A 15,905-nucleotide genomic window follows, 5' to 3' on the forward strand; every position below is an offset into this window, starting at 1 on the left:
GCGAGTGTAGCTGATGGGATTCGCCTTTCCCTACAGAACATTGTTTTTTAGCACTGGAAGTAAAGCGAGTGAAAATATACTAACATTAGTAGTTCAAATGGCTAATAGAATCGGAAAATTGGCGAGTATTCACCTTGAAAGGCTAGTAAAATTTTGGCTCCGTTTTACATTGGCTAGTAAATTTGAAATTTAGGCTAGTATTTTGAAAAAAGTGGCTAGTATTTTCGGAATTTCGGCTAGTATTTAAAAAAATGTGGCTAGTAAAGTTATGCGGAAATCCTTTTTGATTATTATCTCTTGTAAGAAAATCGTTTGAACTAGGTAAATATAAAAAAGACATCCTTCAACGATTAACTTTGAGAGGATGTCTTTGCATTATACATCAATCAATTTAGCCTTTTTAGCAACGAGCATTGTATGATAGCTATGAAGAAGCATGCCTCCGATAATTACACCAATACCGGCAAGTGCTATAGGCTCCGGTAGTGCTACACTTAGTAACATCATTTCTCCAACCATTACAAATAGAACCTCGGTCGATTGTGTCGCTTCAACCGCAGCTAGCTTTCCTTGATCATGTCGTGCGCGGTCTGTTGCTACGAAGAAAAGGGTTGTTGCAATAACCCCAGAGCTAACGGCAACGAGTAAGCTTTGGAACACTTGGCTACTAGAAGGTAGACCTACTGTAAATAAGGCGATACCGGCCAGAATAATCCAGGCAGGTAGGGAAGCAATCGTCATCCCAAGCACACGTTGAAATGTATCTAACCGACCACCACAAATGTCCATCATTTTGCGGTTACCTAACGGGTAGGCAAAGGCCGCTATCATGACGGGGAAAATACCAAGTAATAGGGTCTCAGCTGAAACAGAATTTGCTTGTGGAACTTGAATTAATAGGATCCCTATTAGGATGATACTAGAAATTAAGAGTGAGATCATCGGGATTTTTTGTCGTACTTCTACTTTACCGACCACCGTGACGAATAGTGGAGCAAGTAGTACTCCTGCAACAATAGTAAACTGCCATGTTCCAGAAACTATCCAGCCTGGCCCGAAAGCTGCTGCAAATGTTAAAGGGGCATAAAATAATACAAAGCCAACAAAGCTCCATAGTAACCATTGCTTTGGATGGGCACGTACTTCATTCCGTAGAGTAGGGAAGCCTTTTCGCATCCAAACGATAACGATTAAAAAGGGAAGCATAAAGAAATAACGTAGAGAAGCGCTCCATAACCAACTGCCTCCATCCAGCTCCATGGAGTGATTAAGAATAAACGTAAAACCGAAAAATAAAGCTGATATAATACCGATAATAATTTCTTTCATCTTTACACCTTCTTTTTAAAAAACTTTCAATATTCTGTCTTTTGTGAATAAAAGAAAAGCGACGTGTAAGAACACACCGCTTAATTTAGAATTATACATGGTTATCTAAAGAGAATGCATTATTTTTTTTCAAATAGTTGAACAATTTCTAGTATAACTTCGGTTGCCTTTTCCATTGTCTCGGCAGAAACGTATTCAAATTTACCGTGCATGTTTTCGCCACCTGCAAAAATATTTGGTGTAGGTAGACCCATATACGATAGTTGAGAGCCGTCTGTACCGCCACGAATAGGTTCTACGATAGGGGTAATATCTAGCTTACTCATCGCCTCTTTTACAATATCTACGATTTCCATCACAGGCTCGATTTTTTCGCCCATATTGTAGTATTGGTCCTCGATTTCAACTGCAATTGCAGATTCGCCGTACTCAGCTTTGATTTGCTTTTCTACCTCAAGGAAATGTGCTTTTTTCGCTTCGAATTTTGCTCGATCATGGTCGCGGATAATATAGCTCATTGTTGCTTCCTCAATATGTCCAGTAAAGCTCATTAAATGGATAAAGCCTTCATACCCCTCCGTTTTTTCAGGCACTTCATCAGCAGGCATCCCGTTTTGGAATTTGATTGCTGTTGTTATAGCATTGACCATTTTGTTTTTTGCTGAGCCAGGGTGCACACTTGTTCCGTACGTTGTAACTTTTACTCCGGCTGCATTAAAGCTTTCATATTGAAGCTCGCCAAGTGGTCCGCCATCCATTGTATAAGCATAATCTGCACCGAATGCTTCGACATCAAATTTATGTGGTCCACGTCCAATTTCTTCATCAGGTGTAAAGGCAACACGAATTTTTCCGTGCTTTATGTCAGGGTGCTTAACGAGGTATTCCATCGCCGTCATAATTTCAGCAATTCCAGCTTTATCATCAGCCCCTAAAAGGGTAGTACCATCTGTTGTAATTAATGTTTGCCCTACATAATTTTTTAAGTTTGGAAAGTAGTCAACAGACATTACTAAGCTTTCGTTTAGCTTAATATCCTTGCCGTCATAGTTGTCGATTCGTTGTGGATTCACATTCGTACCTGTAAAATCTGATGTTGTATCGACATGCGCTAAAAAGCCGATTGTCGGTACATTTTTTTCAGTATTAGCCGGCAATGTAGCGAATAAATAGCCATTTTCATCTAATGTAATGTCAGTTAATCCGATAGCGGCAAGCTCATCCTTCAGTACGTGTAGAAGATCGAATTGTTTTTGTGTAGAAGGGGTTGTAGAGCTAGCAAAATCAGATTGTGTATCAATTTTGGCGTAGCGAATTAAACGCTCGATTAGTTGTTCTTTCATGTAACGTATTGCCTCCCTTTGTGTCTGTTAAAATTATTGTACCATCTTATTTCGAGATGCGGAATATTCTGTGATGCTAAGTGCGATGAAAATTTGCGCCCCATAATACGTGAACATAATAAGCTGATGTGAATAGGGTACATCTAGGATGAACTTATTTAAAGCTAACACCGTATCGGATATAAGGAATAGCATGGCGCCAATGATTGCAAAGCGTGAGCCTGTTCTAAAGGAAGTCCAGCCCATCGTCAGAATAACAGCAACATAGGCAAATACGGCAATTGCTAGCACGAGCTCTCCGCGACCGATGAGCGTGCCGCTTATTACGCCGACCATAATTACCCCTGCAAGTAGCAGTATACCTTTAGCGGCAGAGGGCACCTTTTGCTCGTTTGTTCCTAAAAAAGCCGTGATATAAAACAAATGCCCAATTAAAAAGCTCACTAAACCAATAATGAACCACTGAATAGTATAATCACCTATAGCACAAATAATAAGTCCAATGCATATCAGAAGATGATATCGAGGCACCTTTTCCTTTGATGTAAAAGCTAAGATGATAATGAGAAGCATAGGAATAAGTTTGAACAGCATTATTAGGCTATCATCAATCATAGAGATGAAAAATACATAAAATAAACCAAAGATTAATATGAGTGAAAGTAGAATGTTTCTTTTGATAGAAATCCCTCCTTAAAGTTGCGTTCCATGTGCGTACAACACGAAACTTAATTAGTCGAAAAGAAATGATTTTTTAAGCATCACTACATAAATATGAAACTTTTTTGTTAACTATACCGTATTACAAGAGAGAGAGGATGATTGCCATGGGGCAGCTTATTTTACTGTCTATTATAGCTTCAATTATAAGTGTTGTACTAATTATTCCGCTATCAGGAAAAGTTTCGAAAGGCAAGTTAACCGTTAAGCAACGAGGTATATTAGGAGCAACTGTAATCATTATTAGTTTTATATGTGTATTTTCCTTTGTGTATATTTCTAAAATTGATGTGCATTGGACAATTTTCTTGTATGGTCTACCGGTTGCTGCATTAGTAGGGGCAATATTTGCAGTAGGTGTGGAGCAGAAGGTTAAATCTGCTATTGTGCTTGTAAGTATCATAGCCGTTACATATTTTTTAAGTGCACCATTTTGGAATGCAGCAGAAAAATATGACTCAGCAGCAATGGTAGAAGAGGTAGAAATTGCACCTTTTGATGAAACAAAAACACCTGCCAGTGTACCGCCGAAATTTGTGAAAAATAAAATGAAAAAGGCATTTGGGCAAGTACCAAATACGAGTTTTTATGAGCTAGGTAATTTGCAAATTCAAAGAGTAAATGGTCAGTATGTGTATATAGCGCCAGTTGAATTTTCAAGCTTGTTTAAATGGTTTAATGGCAAGACAACGCCAGGCTATTTTACGATGAGCGCGACAGATTCAAGTGATAATCCGAAATTTATCGAGTATGACATGACGTATGTACCGTCTGCGTTTTTAAATAAAAATTTAGAGCGTCATATGCGTCTTCAATACCCTACGCTTATTTTTTATGGAGAGCCACAGCTTGAAGTGGATGATGATGGAAAGCCTTATTATATTCGTTCGTATGGTGAATTCATTTCTGCACGAAACGGCTTTGATGTAAAAGGGGTCGTGCTTGTAGATGCAGCAACGGGGTCGTCAGAAAAAATACCTTTAGAGGATGTTCCGGCGTTTGTTGATGGGGCAGTGTCTCCAGAGGCTGTTAGCTTACAAAACAGTTATTATGGAAATTATGTACATGGATACTGGAATAGTATGTTTGGGAAAAGGGATGTTAAGCTTCCGTCAGACGAAGGGACTGAGGCTAACGTATCACCAATCTTTACAGAGAGTGGTGAAATGTATTACTTTACTGATTTTACAAGTCCGAAAGAGGGCGTAGACTCAATGTTAGGGTATTCGTTAACGAATGCCAGAACAGGTGAGGCCACATATTATACGGGGAATTTAGAGGAGTCCTATATGGATTCTCAAGGTGCATTAGATATTATTTCTAAAAAATTCATTGAGAAGGAATGGGAAGGCGAAATGCCGATCCTTTATAACTTCTATGGTGAGGCAAGTTGGTTAACGGCTGTACTTGATTCTAATGGCTTCTTACAAAATTATTTCATTGTATCTGCTGCGAATCCTGAAATTTCGGCGTATGCCTCTACACCAAACGAGGCACTTAAGGCTTACAAGACCGCGTTATCGAAGGGAAGCTCTACTGTAGATGGCTCCTCAAGTGCGGAGGAAGCAAAAACGCAAGGAAAAGTAGAGCGCGTGTATAAGGAACGAGTGGGTGATTATACTCTTGTATCGTTTTTACTAGAAACAGGCGAGAATTTTATCGTAAGCTCTGAGGTTGTTCCGCTAGCTGTTTATCTAGAACAGGGCGATACAGTGTACGTGACATTTTATGCAACAGGGGAACAATTCCAACCTGTAAAGGAAGTAACGATATCAGGGTTACGAACACACTAAAAAAGGGCTAGATGCTATTATGCATCTAGCTCTTTTCCATGTTGACGAAGACTATGCTGTTCTACAATATACTGTAGCATTTTTTCTTTTCGTGCCACGATTTGCTCGTCCTTATAAGGCTTTAAGCTATCAAATTCCATTTGCTGCTGCTTTAAAATTTCTCGCTCTTTCCCAAACTTGTCGGCAGGCTCTTGTTCAAATATATAAATTAAGTGGAAGATTTGTAATAAGGCTATTTCAGGACTTTCTAAATTATATACAAATTTCATATGCCAAATATCTGTGTAGGATACGAATTGATTCACATAATCCGATGCGTCCTTGTATTTCTCTTTATCGATATAGGGCCCGATACTGTCATGTATTTTTGCAAGAGCTAGGTTAATATCTGCCACAGAAAGGTAGTATTTGCGCACTTTTTTCATTTGTTGCTTTTCGATGGAATTGGCAACATAATTATTTGTAGTAATCTGAAAAACATCCCTTCATAATGAACATGAATACTACTATTTTAACAGATATATAGTATAAATATAACTAAAAAGAAAATAGAGTTATACGGACTTAGGTCATGTATAACTCTATTTTTATTATAGGTATTATGACAACTAGCTTGCATGTGACGTTGCAATGTGATTGTTAATACAGGATATTTATTTCCAATTGAACCCTTTTGACGATAAAAATTCTTTAATAAATGGTCGTTTTTGATCAATTAAAAAATCAGCCATTTGCTTTGTCCACGTTGCCATCTTTTGGTTAGAGGAACGGCTCGCATAATATTGCTCCATCGTTGCATCATAATCATCTAAAAGCGTATTATATTGCTCAACATCGTACGTATTTTCATGTAAAACAGCTTGTACCGGCAAGCGCGGCTTTGTTTCGTTTTTCTTTGTTGGTGTTCCAATTGTCATAGCGAACAGTGGGAAAACGAAATCTGGTAAATTGAATAGCTCGCTAATTTCAGCCGGATTTGTACGAGCGCCGCCAATATAACAAATGCCGTAGCCTGCAGCCTCTGCAGCGATAACAAAGTTTTGTGCAAAGAGCGAAACGTCAGCAACGCCAACGAGCACATTTTCTGCAGAATCCGCAACAATATCAATCCCGTGCTTTTGTCCTGCCACTTGAAGGCGCTTAAAGTCTACGCAAAATAGGAAAGAGGCACCTGCCGTTTTGAACTGGAAATCGTTTTTTGATAGTTCCCCTAATTTTTGTTTTTTCTCTTCATCTGTTACCCAAATAACACTATAGGCTTGTACAAAATGTGAGCTAGCTGCCATCTGTGCTGTTTCAATCAGATCAAGTACTGTTTCGCGTGGTATTTTTTCCCCTGTATATTTACGTACGGATGAGTGACTACGTAAAAGTTCTCTTGTCATCATATACTTCTCTCCCTTAGTGAAAATGGGCTTGAATGAAAGCCCTCTAAGCCCATATTATACTATTTATTATGACAAACCAATCCATTTCCTAGGACCTTGAAAGAGTAGTCCAAAAGTGTTCACTAAGATAATCAGGGGAATCCTTGTAAGGAATACTTTAATAGCGGTGGATTTTTTGAAAAGCTAGTAGGTTAAAAAATAAATATTTCAGAAAATTTTCAATTAATAGTTGACGGATTGATTTTTTGTGTTTTATACTGTGAAGCAACAGATGGAACATGAATTATATACTCTTATCGAGAGCGGCGGAGGGACTAGGCCCTGTGATGCCCGGCAACCAGTAATTCTTTTACTAAGGTGCTAATTCCTACAGATTCGAATCGGGATCTGAAAGATAAGGGGAGGAAAACTTGCTCATTCGCAGCCCTCTTCTTAATTTGAGAAGGGGGCTTTTTTATTCGCTCATTTGCCAAGCAAGTAAGCCCTTGACTCATACGAAGAGAGGTTTAGTTTTCTAAATCCTCCTCAAACCGATTAGTCCATCGAAATTTATTAGGAGGAAGATACATGTCAAATTTAAAACCGGAAACATTATTACTTCACGGAGGTCAAAAGCCTGATCCTGTGACAGGTGCAATCGCGGTACCGATCTATCGCTCAACAGCTTATGCATTTAACGATACAGCTCATGCTCAACGACTTTTTGCACTTGAAGAACCAGGGAATATTTATTCACGTATTATGAACCCGACAGTAGGTGTGTTTGAGGAGCGAGTTGCCTTACTTGAAAAAGGAACTGCCGCTGTAGCCCTGTCCTCTGGGATGGCAGCTATTAGCTTTGCGATTTTAAATATTGCAGGGACTGGTGATAACATCGTTTCAGCAGGTTCACTGTATGGCGGTACGTATAATTTATTTGCTACAACTCTTCCACGCTATGGTATTACAACTACATTTGTTGACGAGCGTGATCCAGAAAACTTCCGTAAAGCCATTAATGAAAATACTAAGGCAATCTATGCGGAAACAGTCGGCAATCCGTCATTAAATATTTTAGATATTGAGGCAGTAGCAGGCATTGCACATGAACATGGCTTACCATTAATTATTGATAATACATTCCCATCTCCATATGGTTCCAATCCAATTGATTTCGGAGCAGATGTAGTTATTCATTCAGCTACAAAATGGATTGGTGGGCACGGGACTACAATTGGCGGAATCGTTGTAGATGCTGGTAAATTCGATTGGACACAGGGTCGCTTCCCAGGATTTACAGAGCCTGACGCAAGCTATCATGGTATTCGCTATGGTATTGATACAGCAACTGCCGCATTTGCAACGAAGCTACGTGTGCAACTGCTTCGTGATTTTGGTCCAACACTTTCACCTGATGCCGCATTTAACTTTATTCAGGGCTTAGAAACGCTTCATCTGCGTGTAACGAAGCATAATGAAAATACAAAAAATGTCGGCGAATATTTACAAAAACACCCATTCGTGGAGTATGTAAATTATCCAGGCTTTGAGGATTTTGCATCACATAATTTAGCGGAGAAATATTTGAAAAATGGCTTCGGCTCTATTCTCACATTTGAGATTAAAGGCGGTCGTGATGCAGGAAGAAATGTCATCGATAATGTGGAGCTATTCTCTCATGTTGCGAATGTAGGAGATGCACGCTCGTTAATTATTCACCCTGCATCTACAACACATCAGCAATTATCCGCTGAAGAGCTAAAGGTAGCTGGTGTATCAGAAGGGCTCATTCGTCTTTCAATCGGCTTAGAAAATGTTGAAGATATTATTGCAGACTTAGACCAAGCATTATCAAAAGTTGCAGCCTCATTTGGCGCAGGAGCAAAAGCTTAAGTATATAACAAAGTTGTAGCGGTTTGACTCGTATCATTTCACGAGTAAATCGCTACATTTTCAATTAACTAAAATAGTGATAATTTTAATTCCTAGTATTTTTATAAGTATTATTGACAATGTGTAGTACATAGGGTAATATTTACATAATGTAAAGGGAAATCCCCATCCATTGTTCCAAAACAGAATGAGACAGCTTACAAAATGATAAAAGGAGTGTTGACTATGGGAAATGTCTACAGTGCACAAAATATTACTGCTTATTTCGTATATGAATTAAACGAAGTTGAAACATTTATTAATCAGAAGGTTATCCAAAATTTATTGGCGGCTGTTGATACTATGTGGAAGAAAACTTTTGGGCATAGTGCATTTTCAGAGGAAACACACGACCTTGCATCAACAGGCTATGTTGTAAATGAAGTGTACGAGGCATATAGGGAGCACGGGGGAGATCACATCGTTATGCCAGCAAAGGAATGGTACTTAGCCTATGGTCAATTCCAGCTCGTACATCGTACATATGGTATACCAGCATTTACAAAAAAAGAAGAAATTATCGTGAGAAAGATTATGGATCGTTATCGTGCAATATCCTCTAAAAAAATCTTGATCGCAGTATAAAATAAATCTGTGTAAAAAAGATGTCTAGTGTCCAAAGACATCTTTTTATTATTATCAATAGTAGAAACTCTAAATGTGTCGAAATGATGAAAGCTTTTTGAGGATGTAACCGCTTAATGTACATTTTACATAAACATTTGTTCATCTAGGGGAGATTTTTCTTGTTTTCCTGTATAATATAAGATAGAATTTTTTTATGTAAAATTATTAGAATAATTTGTTTATATAGATTTATCGATGATTTTGGGGGAGACAATATGGCAACAATAAAGGCAGCCATCTTAGGATTTGGCACAGTAGGTCAAGGGATATACCATATTTTAAATGAAAAGCGTGAAGAGCTTCGTGAAAAGCTTGGTGTCGAGTTAGAGGTAGCGAAAATACTAGTAACAGACGCAAGTCGTGAGCGTGTACCGGGTACGAAGCATTTAATGACAGAAAATATTGACGAGGTTCTCGCAGAAAAGGGCCTGCAAGTTGTTTTTGAGGCAATCGTTAATGAGGAGCCGGCGTATACCTATTTAAAACGTGCGGTGGAGCATAAATGTCATGTTATTACGGCGAATAAAGTGATGTTTGCAAAGCGTGGAACGGAGCTTCAGGACCTAGCGAAAAAGAACGGTGTTTTTGTAGGCTATGAAGCGACAGTCGCAGGTGGCGTACCAGTCATTAAAACAATGAAAAATATTTTACTTGTAAACGACGTAAGCCGTATTCAAGGGATTTTAAACGGAACAACAAACTATATCCTCACAAAAATGCGTGGAGAAGGCTGGAGCTTTGATAAGGCACTTTCAGAGGCGCAACGTTTAGGCTATGCAGAGGCCGATCCATATAACGATGTTTCAGGTCAGGATGCATTTAAAAAATTAATGGTATTATCTTCTTTAGCGTTTGGAGAGCAACCAGATTGGTCAGAGGTTGAAGTGATCGGGATCGATACGATTTCGACAGAAGCCGTTAAAGAAGCAACAGCAAAAGGTCTCCGCTATCGACATGTAGCGCAGGTAGATAAATTATCCGACGGTCGTATTGTAGGGAAGGTGGAGCCTATTTTAGTAGATAGTGAACACCCACTATACCCGATAGATGATGTATTTAACGCTGTTACAATGGAAACAAATTATATTGGGACATTAACATTAGTCGGTCCAGGAGCAGGTATGTATCCAACTGCTAGTGTAATGGTAGAGGACTATGCAGAAATTATTGGCAAGCGTGCAGGCTTCGTCGTATCGATTTAATAATGAAAGGCTTTTGGCTAACCGGATGTACCGGATGTCAAAAGCCTTTTTTGCGACGAAAGCTCCACCGTTTGGCAAAGCAAAAAGGAAACTAATCTTCTAAATAATCATATTTTCTTGCTTCTTCCGCCTCGAGTCGTGAAATTTGCTGTGTTAATATGTCTATTTCAGAAATAGCTAATGAATCCAGTTCCTCATCCATTCCGATTTCCTCTGGGTCGTCATATAAATCATTATAATTATCAAAATCACCTTCAAAATCTGAAGGGGTTTCAGATGTACCGTATTGCGCAACCGTTTGGAAGGAATCTTCATAATCATGAATATCATCCTTGTCATCTCGTCCAGCAAAGGAGTTATCGACAGCTGGTAGAATGACCTGTTCCTCTACAGGGCGATCATTTGGCACAGACCTATCCTCGGAATGTGAAAGACAAAATGCAGTGTACGGAATGGCGATTAATCGCTCATACGGAATATCGACCTTACATTTTGCACAAACTCCATACGTACCGTTTTCCATTGCATGAAGTGCAGCGTCTACCTTTGATAATTCATCCTCATCGTGAGCCTTGAGCGCTATATCCTTTTCGCGTTCAAAAAGTTCGGTTGCTAAATCGGCAGGGTGATTATCGATAGTAGATAATTCGTCTGTTGCATCGCGTAAGCTCCCTCCCTCTAATAAATCATCATCTGCAACGACTCGCTGTAATGCTTCTTGTTCTTCCAGTAAGATTTTTTTAAGTGTTGCCTTTTGTTTTTCGGTTAGAATCGTCATCACGTCCTTCCTTTTCAAACATAGTATGGGCGAATGAAGGCAAAGTTATTTATTCCAGTAGAGGATAAAGGTTTTTGATATTAAGGTAAAACGTGGTAAAATATGTAATTGAAGTCAATCTTCGTCCTTCACATCTATATCTTCTGGGATTGGTGTGTTACGCCAAATTTCAATTTCTTCTTTAATACGTTCGATTTGCTCGTGATACGTATCGAATTGACCGCTATTAATTAAAAATTGTTCGCCGTCGTGCACTGCTCTAATGCGTCCGTTATAGATGTAATGTAGAATTTGGTGCTCAGGCATACCTAAGTCGCTTGCTGTTTCTGCAACTGTTTTATACATGTTTATAATCTCCGTTTCATATATGTATGTTTATTATAAGCATATTTATAAGAATGTACTAGAAAAGCATGAGATTAAGGGAGGTTGTAATCTTGCGTATATTACCATACATATTTGTGTTAATTGCCGCTGTTCTTTGGGGGACGACTGGGACTACTAGAATGTACTTACAGGAAGGGATTTCTTCATTTGCTATAGCTGGTGTTCGTTCAGCTATTGGAGGCGGTCTACTATTAATCATCGTGATAATTTTAGGAAAGCTAAAGGTCCGTCATTGGTCATGGCGATGGACATTCCTTGCAGCAATTAGTATTGCGCTGTTTCAAGGTTTATTTTTTACATCAATTCGTTATTCAGGCGTAGCGATTGGGACGGTAGTTACGATCGGAAGTGCCCCTGTATTCTCGGGTGTTATTGAATGGTTATTTTTCAAGGCGAGACCAACAAGAGTATGGATAATTGCTACAATTTTAGCGATTATCGGCTGTTTATTATTATTTGTTCATAGTGGAGAGGCAAAGGTTGAACCATTGGGTGTTTTAGTTGCATTAGGTGCTGGTGCTATGTTTGCCACATATACAAATGTTAGTAAAGAACTTATGAAACGGGAGGAAACGCTTCCCGCAGTTGCGATGACATTTACATTATGTGCAATTTTGCTCGCGCCTCTTGCTAGTATGGATGGTGTATCCTGGGTAACCGTTCCACAAAATATAGCACCAATGTTATTTATGGGCATTGCAACAACAAGTGTTGCTTATGTTCTTTTTTTGAATGGATTACAAAAAATAAATGCATCTTCAGCTGTAACCTTAAGCTTAGCGGAGCCATTGACAGCTGCCCTGCTCGGTGTGTTTTGGCTAGGGGAGTATTTATCTTTCACTTCTTGGATAGGCGTATTTTTATTGTTAAGTGGGATTGTCGTGTTAACGTTAGGATCTAAGGCTACGGACTAAACATGTCTTATGTATTTCTTAAGAATTTCTTCATATTTATGATGATTGAAAGTTCATTTTTATAATTTAAGATAAGCGTATAAGGAAAAGCAGTGAGGTGTGTGAAATGAATAAACTGACTGTACTAGTAACAGACGACGATCAAGATATTCGTGATGGTATCGAGATCTATTTACGAAATGAAGGCTATAATGTGTTAAAGGCTGCGGACGGTGTAGAGGCATTGCAGCAGCTTGAAAAAAATGAAGTACATTTAATTATTTTAGATATAATGATGCCGAAAATGGACGGAATAACGGCAACATTTAAAATTCGAACTGAGCGAAATATCCCGATTATTATGCTCAGTGCAAAGGCAGAGGATTCGGATAAAATTCACGGATTATCAGTAGGGGCAGATGACTATTTAACGAAGCCATTTCATCCACTAGAGCTCATGGCGCGTGTGAAATCGCAGCTGCGTCGTTACGTCGAGCTTGGGACATACGCGAAAGAGGAAAATATTGAAGTGAATGGGCTTTCGTTAAATGCAGAGGCTCGAGAGGTACGTTTAGATGGTGAACCTGTAAAGCTAACCCCGATTGAATATAAAATTACAGAGCTGCTACTAAAAAATGCAGGGCGCGTATTTTCTATTCGTGAAATTTATGAGCTCGTTTGGAATGAAGAGGCGTATAATGCAGAAAATATTGTGGCAGTGCATATCCGAAAAATCCGTGAAAAAATCGAGGCTGACCCGAAAAATCCTCGCTATTTAAAAGTCGTATGGGGATTAGGTTATAAAATTGAAAAATAAACTACAGGCCGTTTGCTCAACATGCAGTATTATTGCTGCAGCGATTGGGATTGTATGTATCGGGACATACATATGGCAAGTGATAGATGCACATTTCATGGATACGATTCAACTATTATTAAAATTATTTTAGGAGGAAGGTCAAATGAAAGGACGATTATTCCTCACACTTTTTCTTATGTTTTTAGTAATTGTTTCAGGCTATACGTTTCTGACGAAATCAACTGAAATTATTGGACAAGATTATTTTGAGTCAACGGACTTTAAAAATATAGAAAATAGCTTTCAAGAGGGATTGAAATCATATGTGTTAAATCCAATTACTCCTGAGAAAGCGAAGGAAAAGATTACGGTTTCTGATGATGAAATTGCGCAGTATCGCAATTATTACGGCACATTAGCTGAGCAAATCACTAAAATTAAGGAGCAATATGCGCAACAGCTTGGAAGTGAAGATGCCGCTGTGGATCAAGATGTACAGGAAGCGTTAATCAAAGAGCGAGATGCTAAAATTGCTGATGTGAAGGCAAACTTTGAGGATACCGATACCGTTGAGAAAAAAATTCGTGCCATTAAGGAACGAGCTGTCGATGCTTATTTTAAAGAGCGGGCGAATGACTTGCAGCAATTTAAACAAGATTATAAATATTTTTCTTATAACTTAACGAATACGGATACGGACGAAACTTTCTCAAATAACCTAAATTACGAACTCGTATTTAAGAAAAATTTTACAGAGGATAATCCGCTTGTATCTGATGGTGGACATAGCATTTATTTAGGTGAGTATATTCCAGGTGGATCAGGGGTGTCTGGTGAAGAACTATACTTACCAATTGAACGTGCGTATTTTTCAGGAACGATTTCTATTTCAAATGCGATGTTGGAGCATACAGATTTCCAGCAGAACTATAAAACATTTAAGATACAGAAAATCAGTTATTTTACGCTATGGATATTGGGGATTATAGCATTAATCCTTCTTTTGACCGTGTTAAAGCCGAATCGAGCTATTTTTTCTGCATTTCCAGAAGTGGAAGGGAAATTTAAACAATGGACGATTGATATCCAACTGGCAATTCCGATTACACTAGGGATGTTGGGCTACTTCAACTTAATTGATTTTGAGTATACGATAGAAGGTATGGCTTATTATTACGATAATGAGGGTTATCGTGGCGTAGAGATATTTACTGAATATATGTTTTTTTACCTTTTTGATTTTGCGGTTATTGGTGGCACAATTTTAACTGGTATTTGGCTATATGATGTATTAAAAGCGGAGAATCGTATGGTGATACTCCAAAACTCAATTTTGTTCAGAATTAAAGATGCAATAACGGATTCGTTTTTAAATCGGTCAATTGGGGTTCAATCGATGTTTGTGCTGGCTGTATTTTTCCTTGGTGGGGTTGGGATCACTCCGATAATGATGCAACCTGCTTTATTACTTATTTATATCCCTTGCTTCTTTTTCGTATTATTGCCGGTGTTGTATGTTTTCCTGCGTCGAATTGGCTATCTCAACCGTATTATGCAGCAAACGAAGGATATGGCTGAGGGAAGATTAACGAATGATATCAAGGTGAAGGGGAAATCTCCTTTTGCAGATCATGCCCGTCATTTAAATGATTTACGTGAGGGTGTTCGAAAGTCGATGAGCGAGCAGGCGAAAAGTGAACGTTTGAAAACCGAGTTGATTACGAACGTTAGTCATGATTTACGAACACCGCTAACATCGATTATTACGTATACGGATTTATTGAAAAATCCAGAGCTAACAGAGGAAGAGCGTTTAAAATATGTAAATATTTTAGATAAAAAATCCGAACGACTGAAAACATTAATTGAGGACTTGTTCGATGTATCGAAAATGGCAAGTGGCAACATTGAGCTGGTTAAACAACGAGTAGACTTAGCGCAGCTTTTACAACAGGCTGTAGGTGAGCAGAAGGAGGACTTTGTTGCTGCGGGCTTAGATTTACGTGTTTCCATTAGTGAACAGCCGATTTTCGCTTACGTAGACGGTCAAAAATGGTGGCGTGTGATTGATAATTTAGTTATCAATGCACGTAAGTATAGCTTAGAGGGCACGCGTGTTTATGTGACACTAAAGCAAGAAAACGGGGTAGCTGAGTTTACAGTGAAAAATGTGGCGAAGTATGAGCTAGGTGATAATGTGGAGGAGCTAACAGAGCGCTTCAAACGAGCAGATACATCTCGTCATACAGATGGCTCAGGGCTAGGGTTAGCAATTGCACAGTCAATTATAGATTTACACAACGCCCAATTAAATATCGAAGTGGATGGCGATTTATTTAAAGTGAAGGTCGTTATTCCAACTGCTTAACTATGTGGCACGCTTCTATTTTAGTAGAGGTGTGTTTTTTTGTGATATTTGTAAATTATGGACTCCCGACCTAATGTGTATATGAATAAAAGGTGGTGCTATGTGCACGGTATTTACACAAGATGGTGGATTTGACTACGGAAGGGTGGCTATCCGCAATGGAAGGTGGGCGTCTGAATATGAGAGTTGTTTATCCGAAACGAAAGGAAGTCGTATCCGAACAAAAGCGTGCTATCCGAACAAGAGGAGGTCGTATCCGAACGAAAGGGTGTGCTATCCGAACAAGAGGAGGTCGTATCCGAACGAAAGGGTGTGCTATCCGCACAAGAGGAGGTCGTATCCGAACGAAAGGGTGTGCTATCCGCAC

Annotated in this window: 16 protein-coding genes and 1 riboswitch; of the genes, 9 read left to right on the plus strand and 7 right to left on the minus strand. The window is 38.9% G+C overall.

Annotated features, from left to right (window positions below):
* Window positions 1-375 precede the first annotated feature (375 nt).
* From V4T18_RS06310 to V4T18_RS06320, 3 genes are all read right to left on the minus strand, one after another.
* A complete protein-coding gene (locus V4T18_RS06310; protein ID WP_332647744.1) occupies window positions 376-1,329 on the minus strand; it encodes a DMT family transporter in 954 nt (317 codons plus the stop codon).
* A gap of 119 nt (window positions 1,330-1,448) precedes the next feature.
* On the minus strand, window positions 1,449-2,672 hold the full coding sequence (pepT, locus tag V4T18_RS06315) for a peptidase T (RefSeq protein ID WP_332647747.1): 1,224 nt from the start codon (window positions 2,670-2,672) through the stop codon (window positions 1,449-1,451).
* A 33-nt stretch (window positions 2,673-2,705) separates the two neighbouring features.
* On the minus strand, window positions 2,706-3,359 hold the full coding sequence (locus V4T18_RS06320; protein ID WP_332647782.1) for a lysoplasmalogenase: 654 nt from the start codon (window positions 3,357-3,359) through the stop codon (window positions 2,706-2,708).
* Between the two features lie 140 nt (window positions 3,360-3,499).
* Here V4T18_RS06320 and V4T18_RS06325 point away from each other — a divergent pair, with 140 nt between their 5' ends.
* The gene (locus V4T18_RS06325; RefSeq protein ID WP_332647750.1) at window positions 3,500-5,185 is read left to right on the plus strand and encodes a hypothetical protein; all 1,686 of its coding nucleotides are present in this window, start codon (window positions 3,500-3,502) and stop codon (window positions 5,183-5,185) included.
* Window positions 5,186-5,202: 17 nt separating this feature from the next.
* Here the strand turns inward: V4T18_RS06325 and V4T18_RS06330 are convergent, their stop codons facing one another.
* The gene (locus V4T18_RS06330; RefSeq protein WP_332647753.1) at window positions 5,203-5,580 is read right to left on the minus strand and encodes a hypothetical protein; all 378 of its coding nucleotides are present in this window, start codon (window positions 5,578-5,580) and stop codon (window positions 5,203-5,205) included.
* Window positions 5,581-5,838: 258 nt separating this feature from the next.
* Entirely contained in the window at window positions 5,839-6,570 is a 732-nt protein-coding gene (nfsA, locus tag V4T18_RS06335; protein WP_332647756.1) for an oxygen-insensitive NADPH nitroreductase, read from the minus strand.
* 293 nt (window positions 6,571-6,863) lie between these two features.
* Window positions 6,864-6,974, plus strand: a riboswitch (SAM riboswitch).
* A 166-nt stretch (window positions 6,975-7,140) separates the two neighbouring features.
* On the opposite strand from nfsA, the gene V4T18_RS06340 reads away from it, so the two are divergent.
* The 3 genes from V4T18_RS06340 (at window position 7,141) to V4T18_RS06350 (ending at window position 10,313) form a co-directional block, all read left to right on the plus strand.
* Window positions 7,141-8,445, plus strand: a complete 1,305-nt coding sequence (locus V4T18_RS06340) for an O-acetylhomoserine aminocarboxypropyltransferase/cysteine synthase family protein (RefSeq protein WP_332647758.1) — start codon at window positions 7,141-7,143, stop codon at window positions 8,443-8,445.
* 225 nt (window positions 8,446-8,670) lie between these two features.
* Window positions 8,671-9,069, plus strand: a complete 399-nt coding sequence (locus V4T18_RS06345) for a hypothetical protein (protein ID WP_332647760.1) — start codon at window positions 8,671-8,673, stop codon at window positions 9,067-9,069.
* Window positions 9,070-9,326: 257 nt separating this feature from the next.
* Window positions 9,327-10,313 carry a homoserine dehydrogenase gene (locus V4T18_RS06350; RefSeq protein WP_332647762.1) on the plus strand — a complete coding sequence of 329 codons (987 nt, stop codon included), beginning with the start codon at window positions 9,327-9,329 and terminating at the stop codon, window positions 10,311-10,313.
* 91 nt (window positions 10,314-10,404) lie between these two features.
* Here the strand turns inward: V4T18_RS06350 and V4T18_RS06355 are convergent, their stop codons facing one another.
* Both V4T18_RS06355 and V4T18_RS06360 read right to left on the minus strand, forming a co-directional pair.
* On the minus strand, window positions 10,405-11,091 hold the full coding sequence (locus tag V4T18_RS06355; RefSeq protein WP_332647764.1) for a TraR/DksA C4-type zinc finger protein: 687 nt from the start codon (window positions 11,089-11,091) through the stop codon (window positions 10,405-10,407).
* A 114-nt stretch (window positions 11,092-11,205) separates the two neighbouring features.
* Window positions 11,206-11,436, minus strand: coding sequence for a DNA-binding protein (locus tag V4T18_RS06360; protein WP_332647766.1), 231 nt, complete (start codon window positions 11,434-11,436; stop codon window positions 11,206-11,208).
* 98 nt (window positions 11,437-11,534) lie between these two features.
* On the opposite strand from V4T18_RS06360, the gene V4T18_RS06365 reads away from it, so the two are divergent.
* From V4T18_RS06365 to V4T18_RS06385, 5 genes are all read left to right on the plus strand, one after another.
* Entirely contained in the window at window positions 11,535-12,392 is an 858-nt protein-coding gene (locus V4T18_RS06365) for a DMT family transporter (RefSeq protein WP_332647784.1), read from the plus strand.
* A gap of 106 nt (window positions 12,393-12,498) precedes the next feature.
* Window positions 12,499-13,188, plus strand: coding sequence for a response regulator transcription factor (locus tag V4T18_RS06370; RefSeq protein WP_332647769.1), 690 nt, complete (start codon window positions 12,499-12,501; stop codon window positions 13,186-13,188).
* Window positions 13,178-13,321: a hypothetical protein gene (locus V4T18_RS06375; RefSeq protein ID WP_332647771.1), complete on the plus strand. Its 144-nt coding sequence runs from the start codon at window positions 13,178-13,180 to the stop codon at window positions 13,319-13,321. The genes V4T18_RS06370 and V4T18_RS06375 overlap by 11 nt, the downstream gene beginning before the upstream one ends.
* A gap of 12 nt (window positions 13,322-13,333) precedes the next feature.
* On the plus strand, window positions 13,334-15,538 hold the full coding sequence (locus V4T18_RS06380) for a HAMP domain-containing sensor histidine kinase (RefSeq protein ID WP_332647773.1): 2,205 nt from the start codon (window positions 13,334-13,336) through the stop codon (window positions 15,536-15,538).
* A 122-nt stretch (window positions 15,539-15,660) separates the two neighbouring features.
* Window positions 15,661-15,905, plus strand: a 245-nt coding sequence (locus tag V4T18_RS06385; RefSeq protein ID WP_332647775.1) for a hypothetical protein, incomplete at its 3' end; no start/stop codon positions are given.

The sequence above is a fragment of the Lysinibacillus sp. 54212 genome, assembly GCF_036662795.1.
In the GTDB taxonomy this organism is placed as follows: domain Bacteria; phylum Bacillota; class Bacilli; order Bacillales_A; family Planococcaceae; genus Lysinibacillus_B.

Bases quoted from the DNA above. Each gene is read 5' to 3' on its own strand.
- nfsA (WP_332647756.1), bottom strand. From the start codon at position 6,570: ATGACAAGAGAACTTTTACGTAGTCACTCATCCGTACGTAAATATACA.
- V4T18_RS06310 (WP_332647744.1), bottom strand. From the start codon at position 1,329: ATGAAAGAAATTATTATCGGTATTATATCAGCTTTATTTTTCGGTTTT.
- V4T18_RS06380 (WP_332647773.1), top strand. From the start codon at position 13,334: ATGAAAGGACGATTATTCCTCACACTTTTTCTTATGTTTTTAGTAATT.
- pepT (WP_332647747.1), bottom strand. From the start codon at position 2,672: ATGAAAGAACAACTAATCGAGCGTTTAATTCGCTACGCCAAAATTGAT.
- V4T18_RS06350 (WP_332647762.1), top strand. From the start codon at position 9,327: ATGGCAACAATAAAGGCAGCCATCTTAGGATTTGGCACAGTAGGTCAA.
- V4T18_RS06340 (WP_332647758.1), top strand. From the start codon at position 7,141: ATGTCAAATTTAAAACCGGAAACATTATTACTTCACGGAGGTCAAAAG.
- V4T18_RS06355 (WP_332647764.1), bottom strand. From the start codon at position 11,091: ATGACGATTCTAACCGAAAAACAAAAGGCAACACTTAAAAAAATCTTA.
- V4T18_RS06325 (WP_332647750.1), top strand. From the start codon at position 3,500: ATGGGGCAGCTTATTTTACTGTCTATTATAGCTTCAATTATAAGTGTT.
- V4T18_RS06360 (WP_332647766.1), bottom strand. From the start codon at position 11,436: ATGTATAAAACAGTTGCAGAAACAGCAAGCGACTTAGGTATGCCTGAG.
- V4T18_RS06345 (WP_332647760.1), top strand. From the start codon at position 8,671: ATGGGAAATGTCTACAGTGCACAAAATATTACTGCTTATTTCGTATAT.
- V4T18_RS06370 (WP_332647769.1), top strand. From the start codon at position 12,499: ATGAATAAACTGACTGTACTAGTAACAGACGACGATCAAGATATTCGT.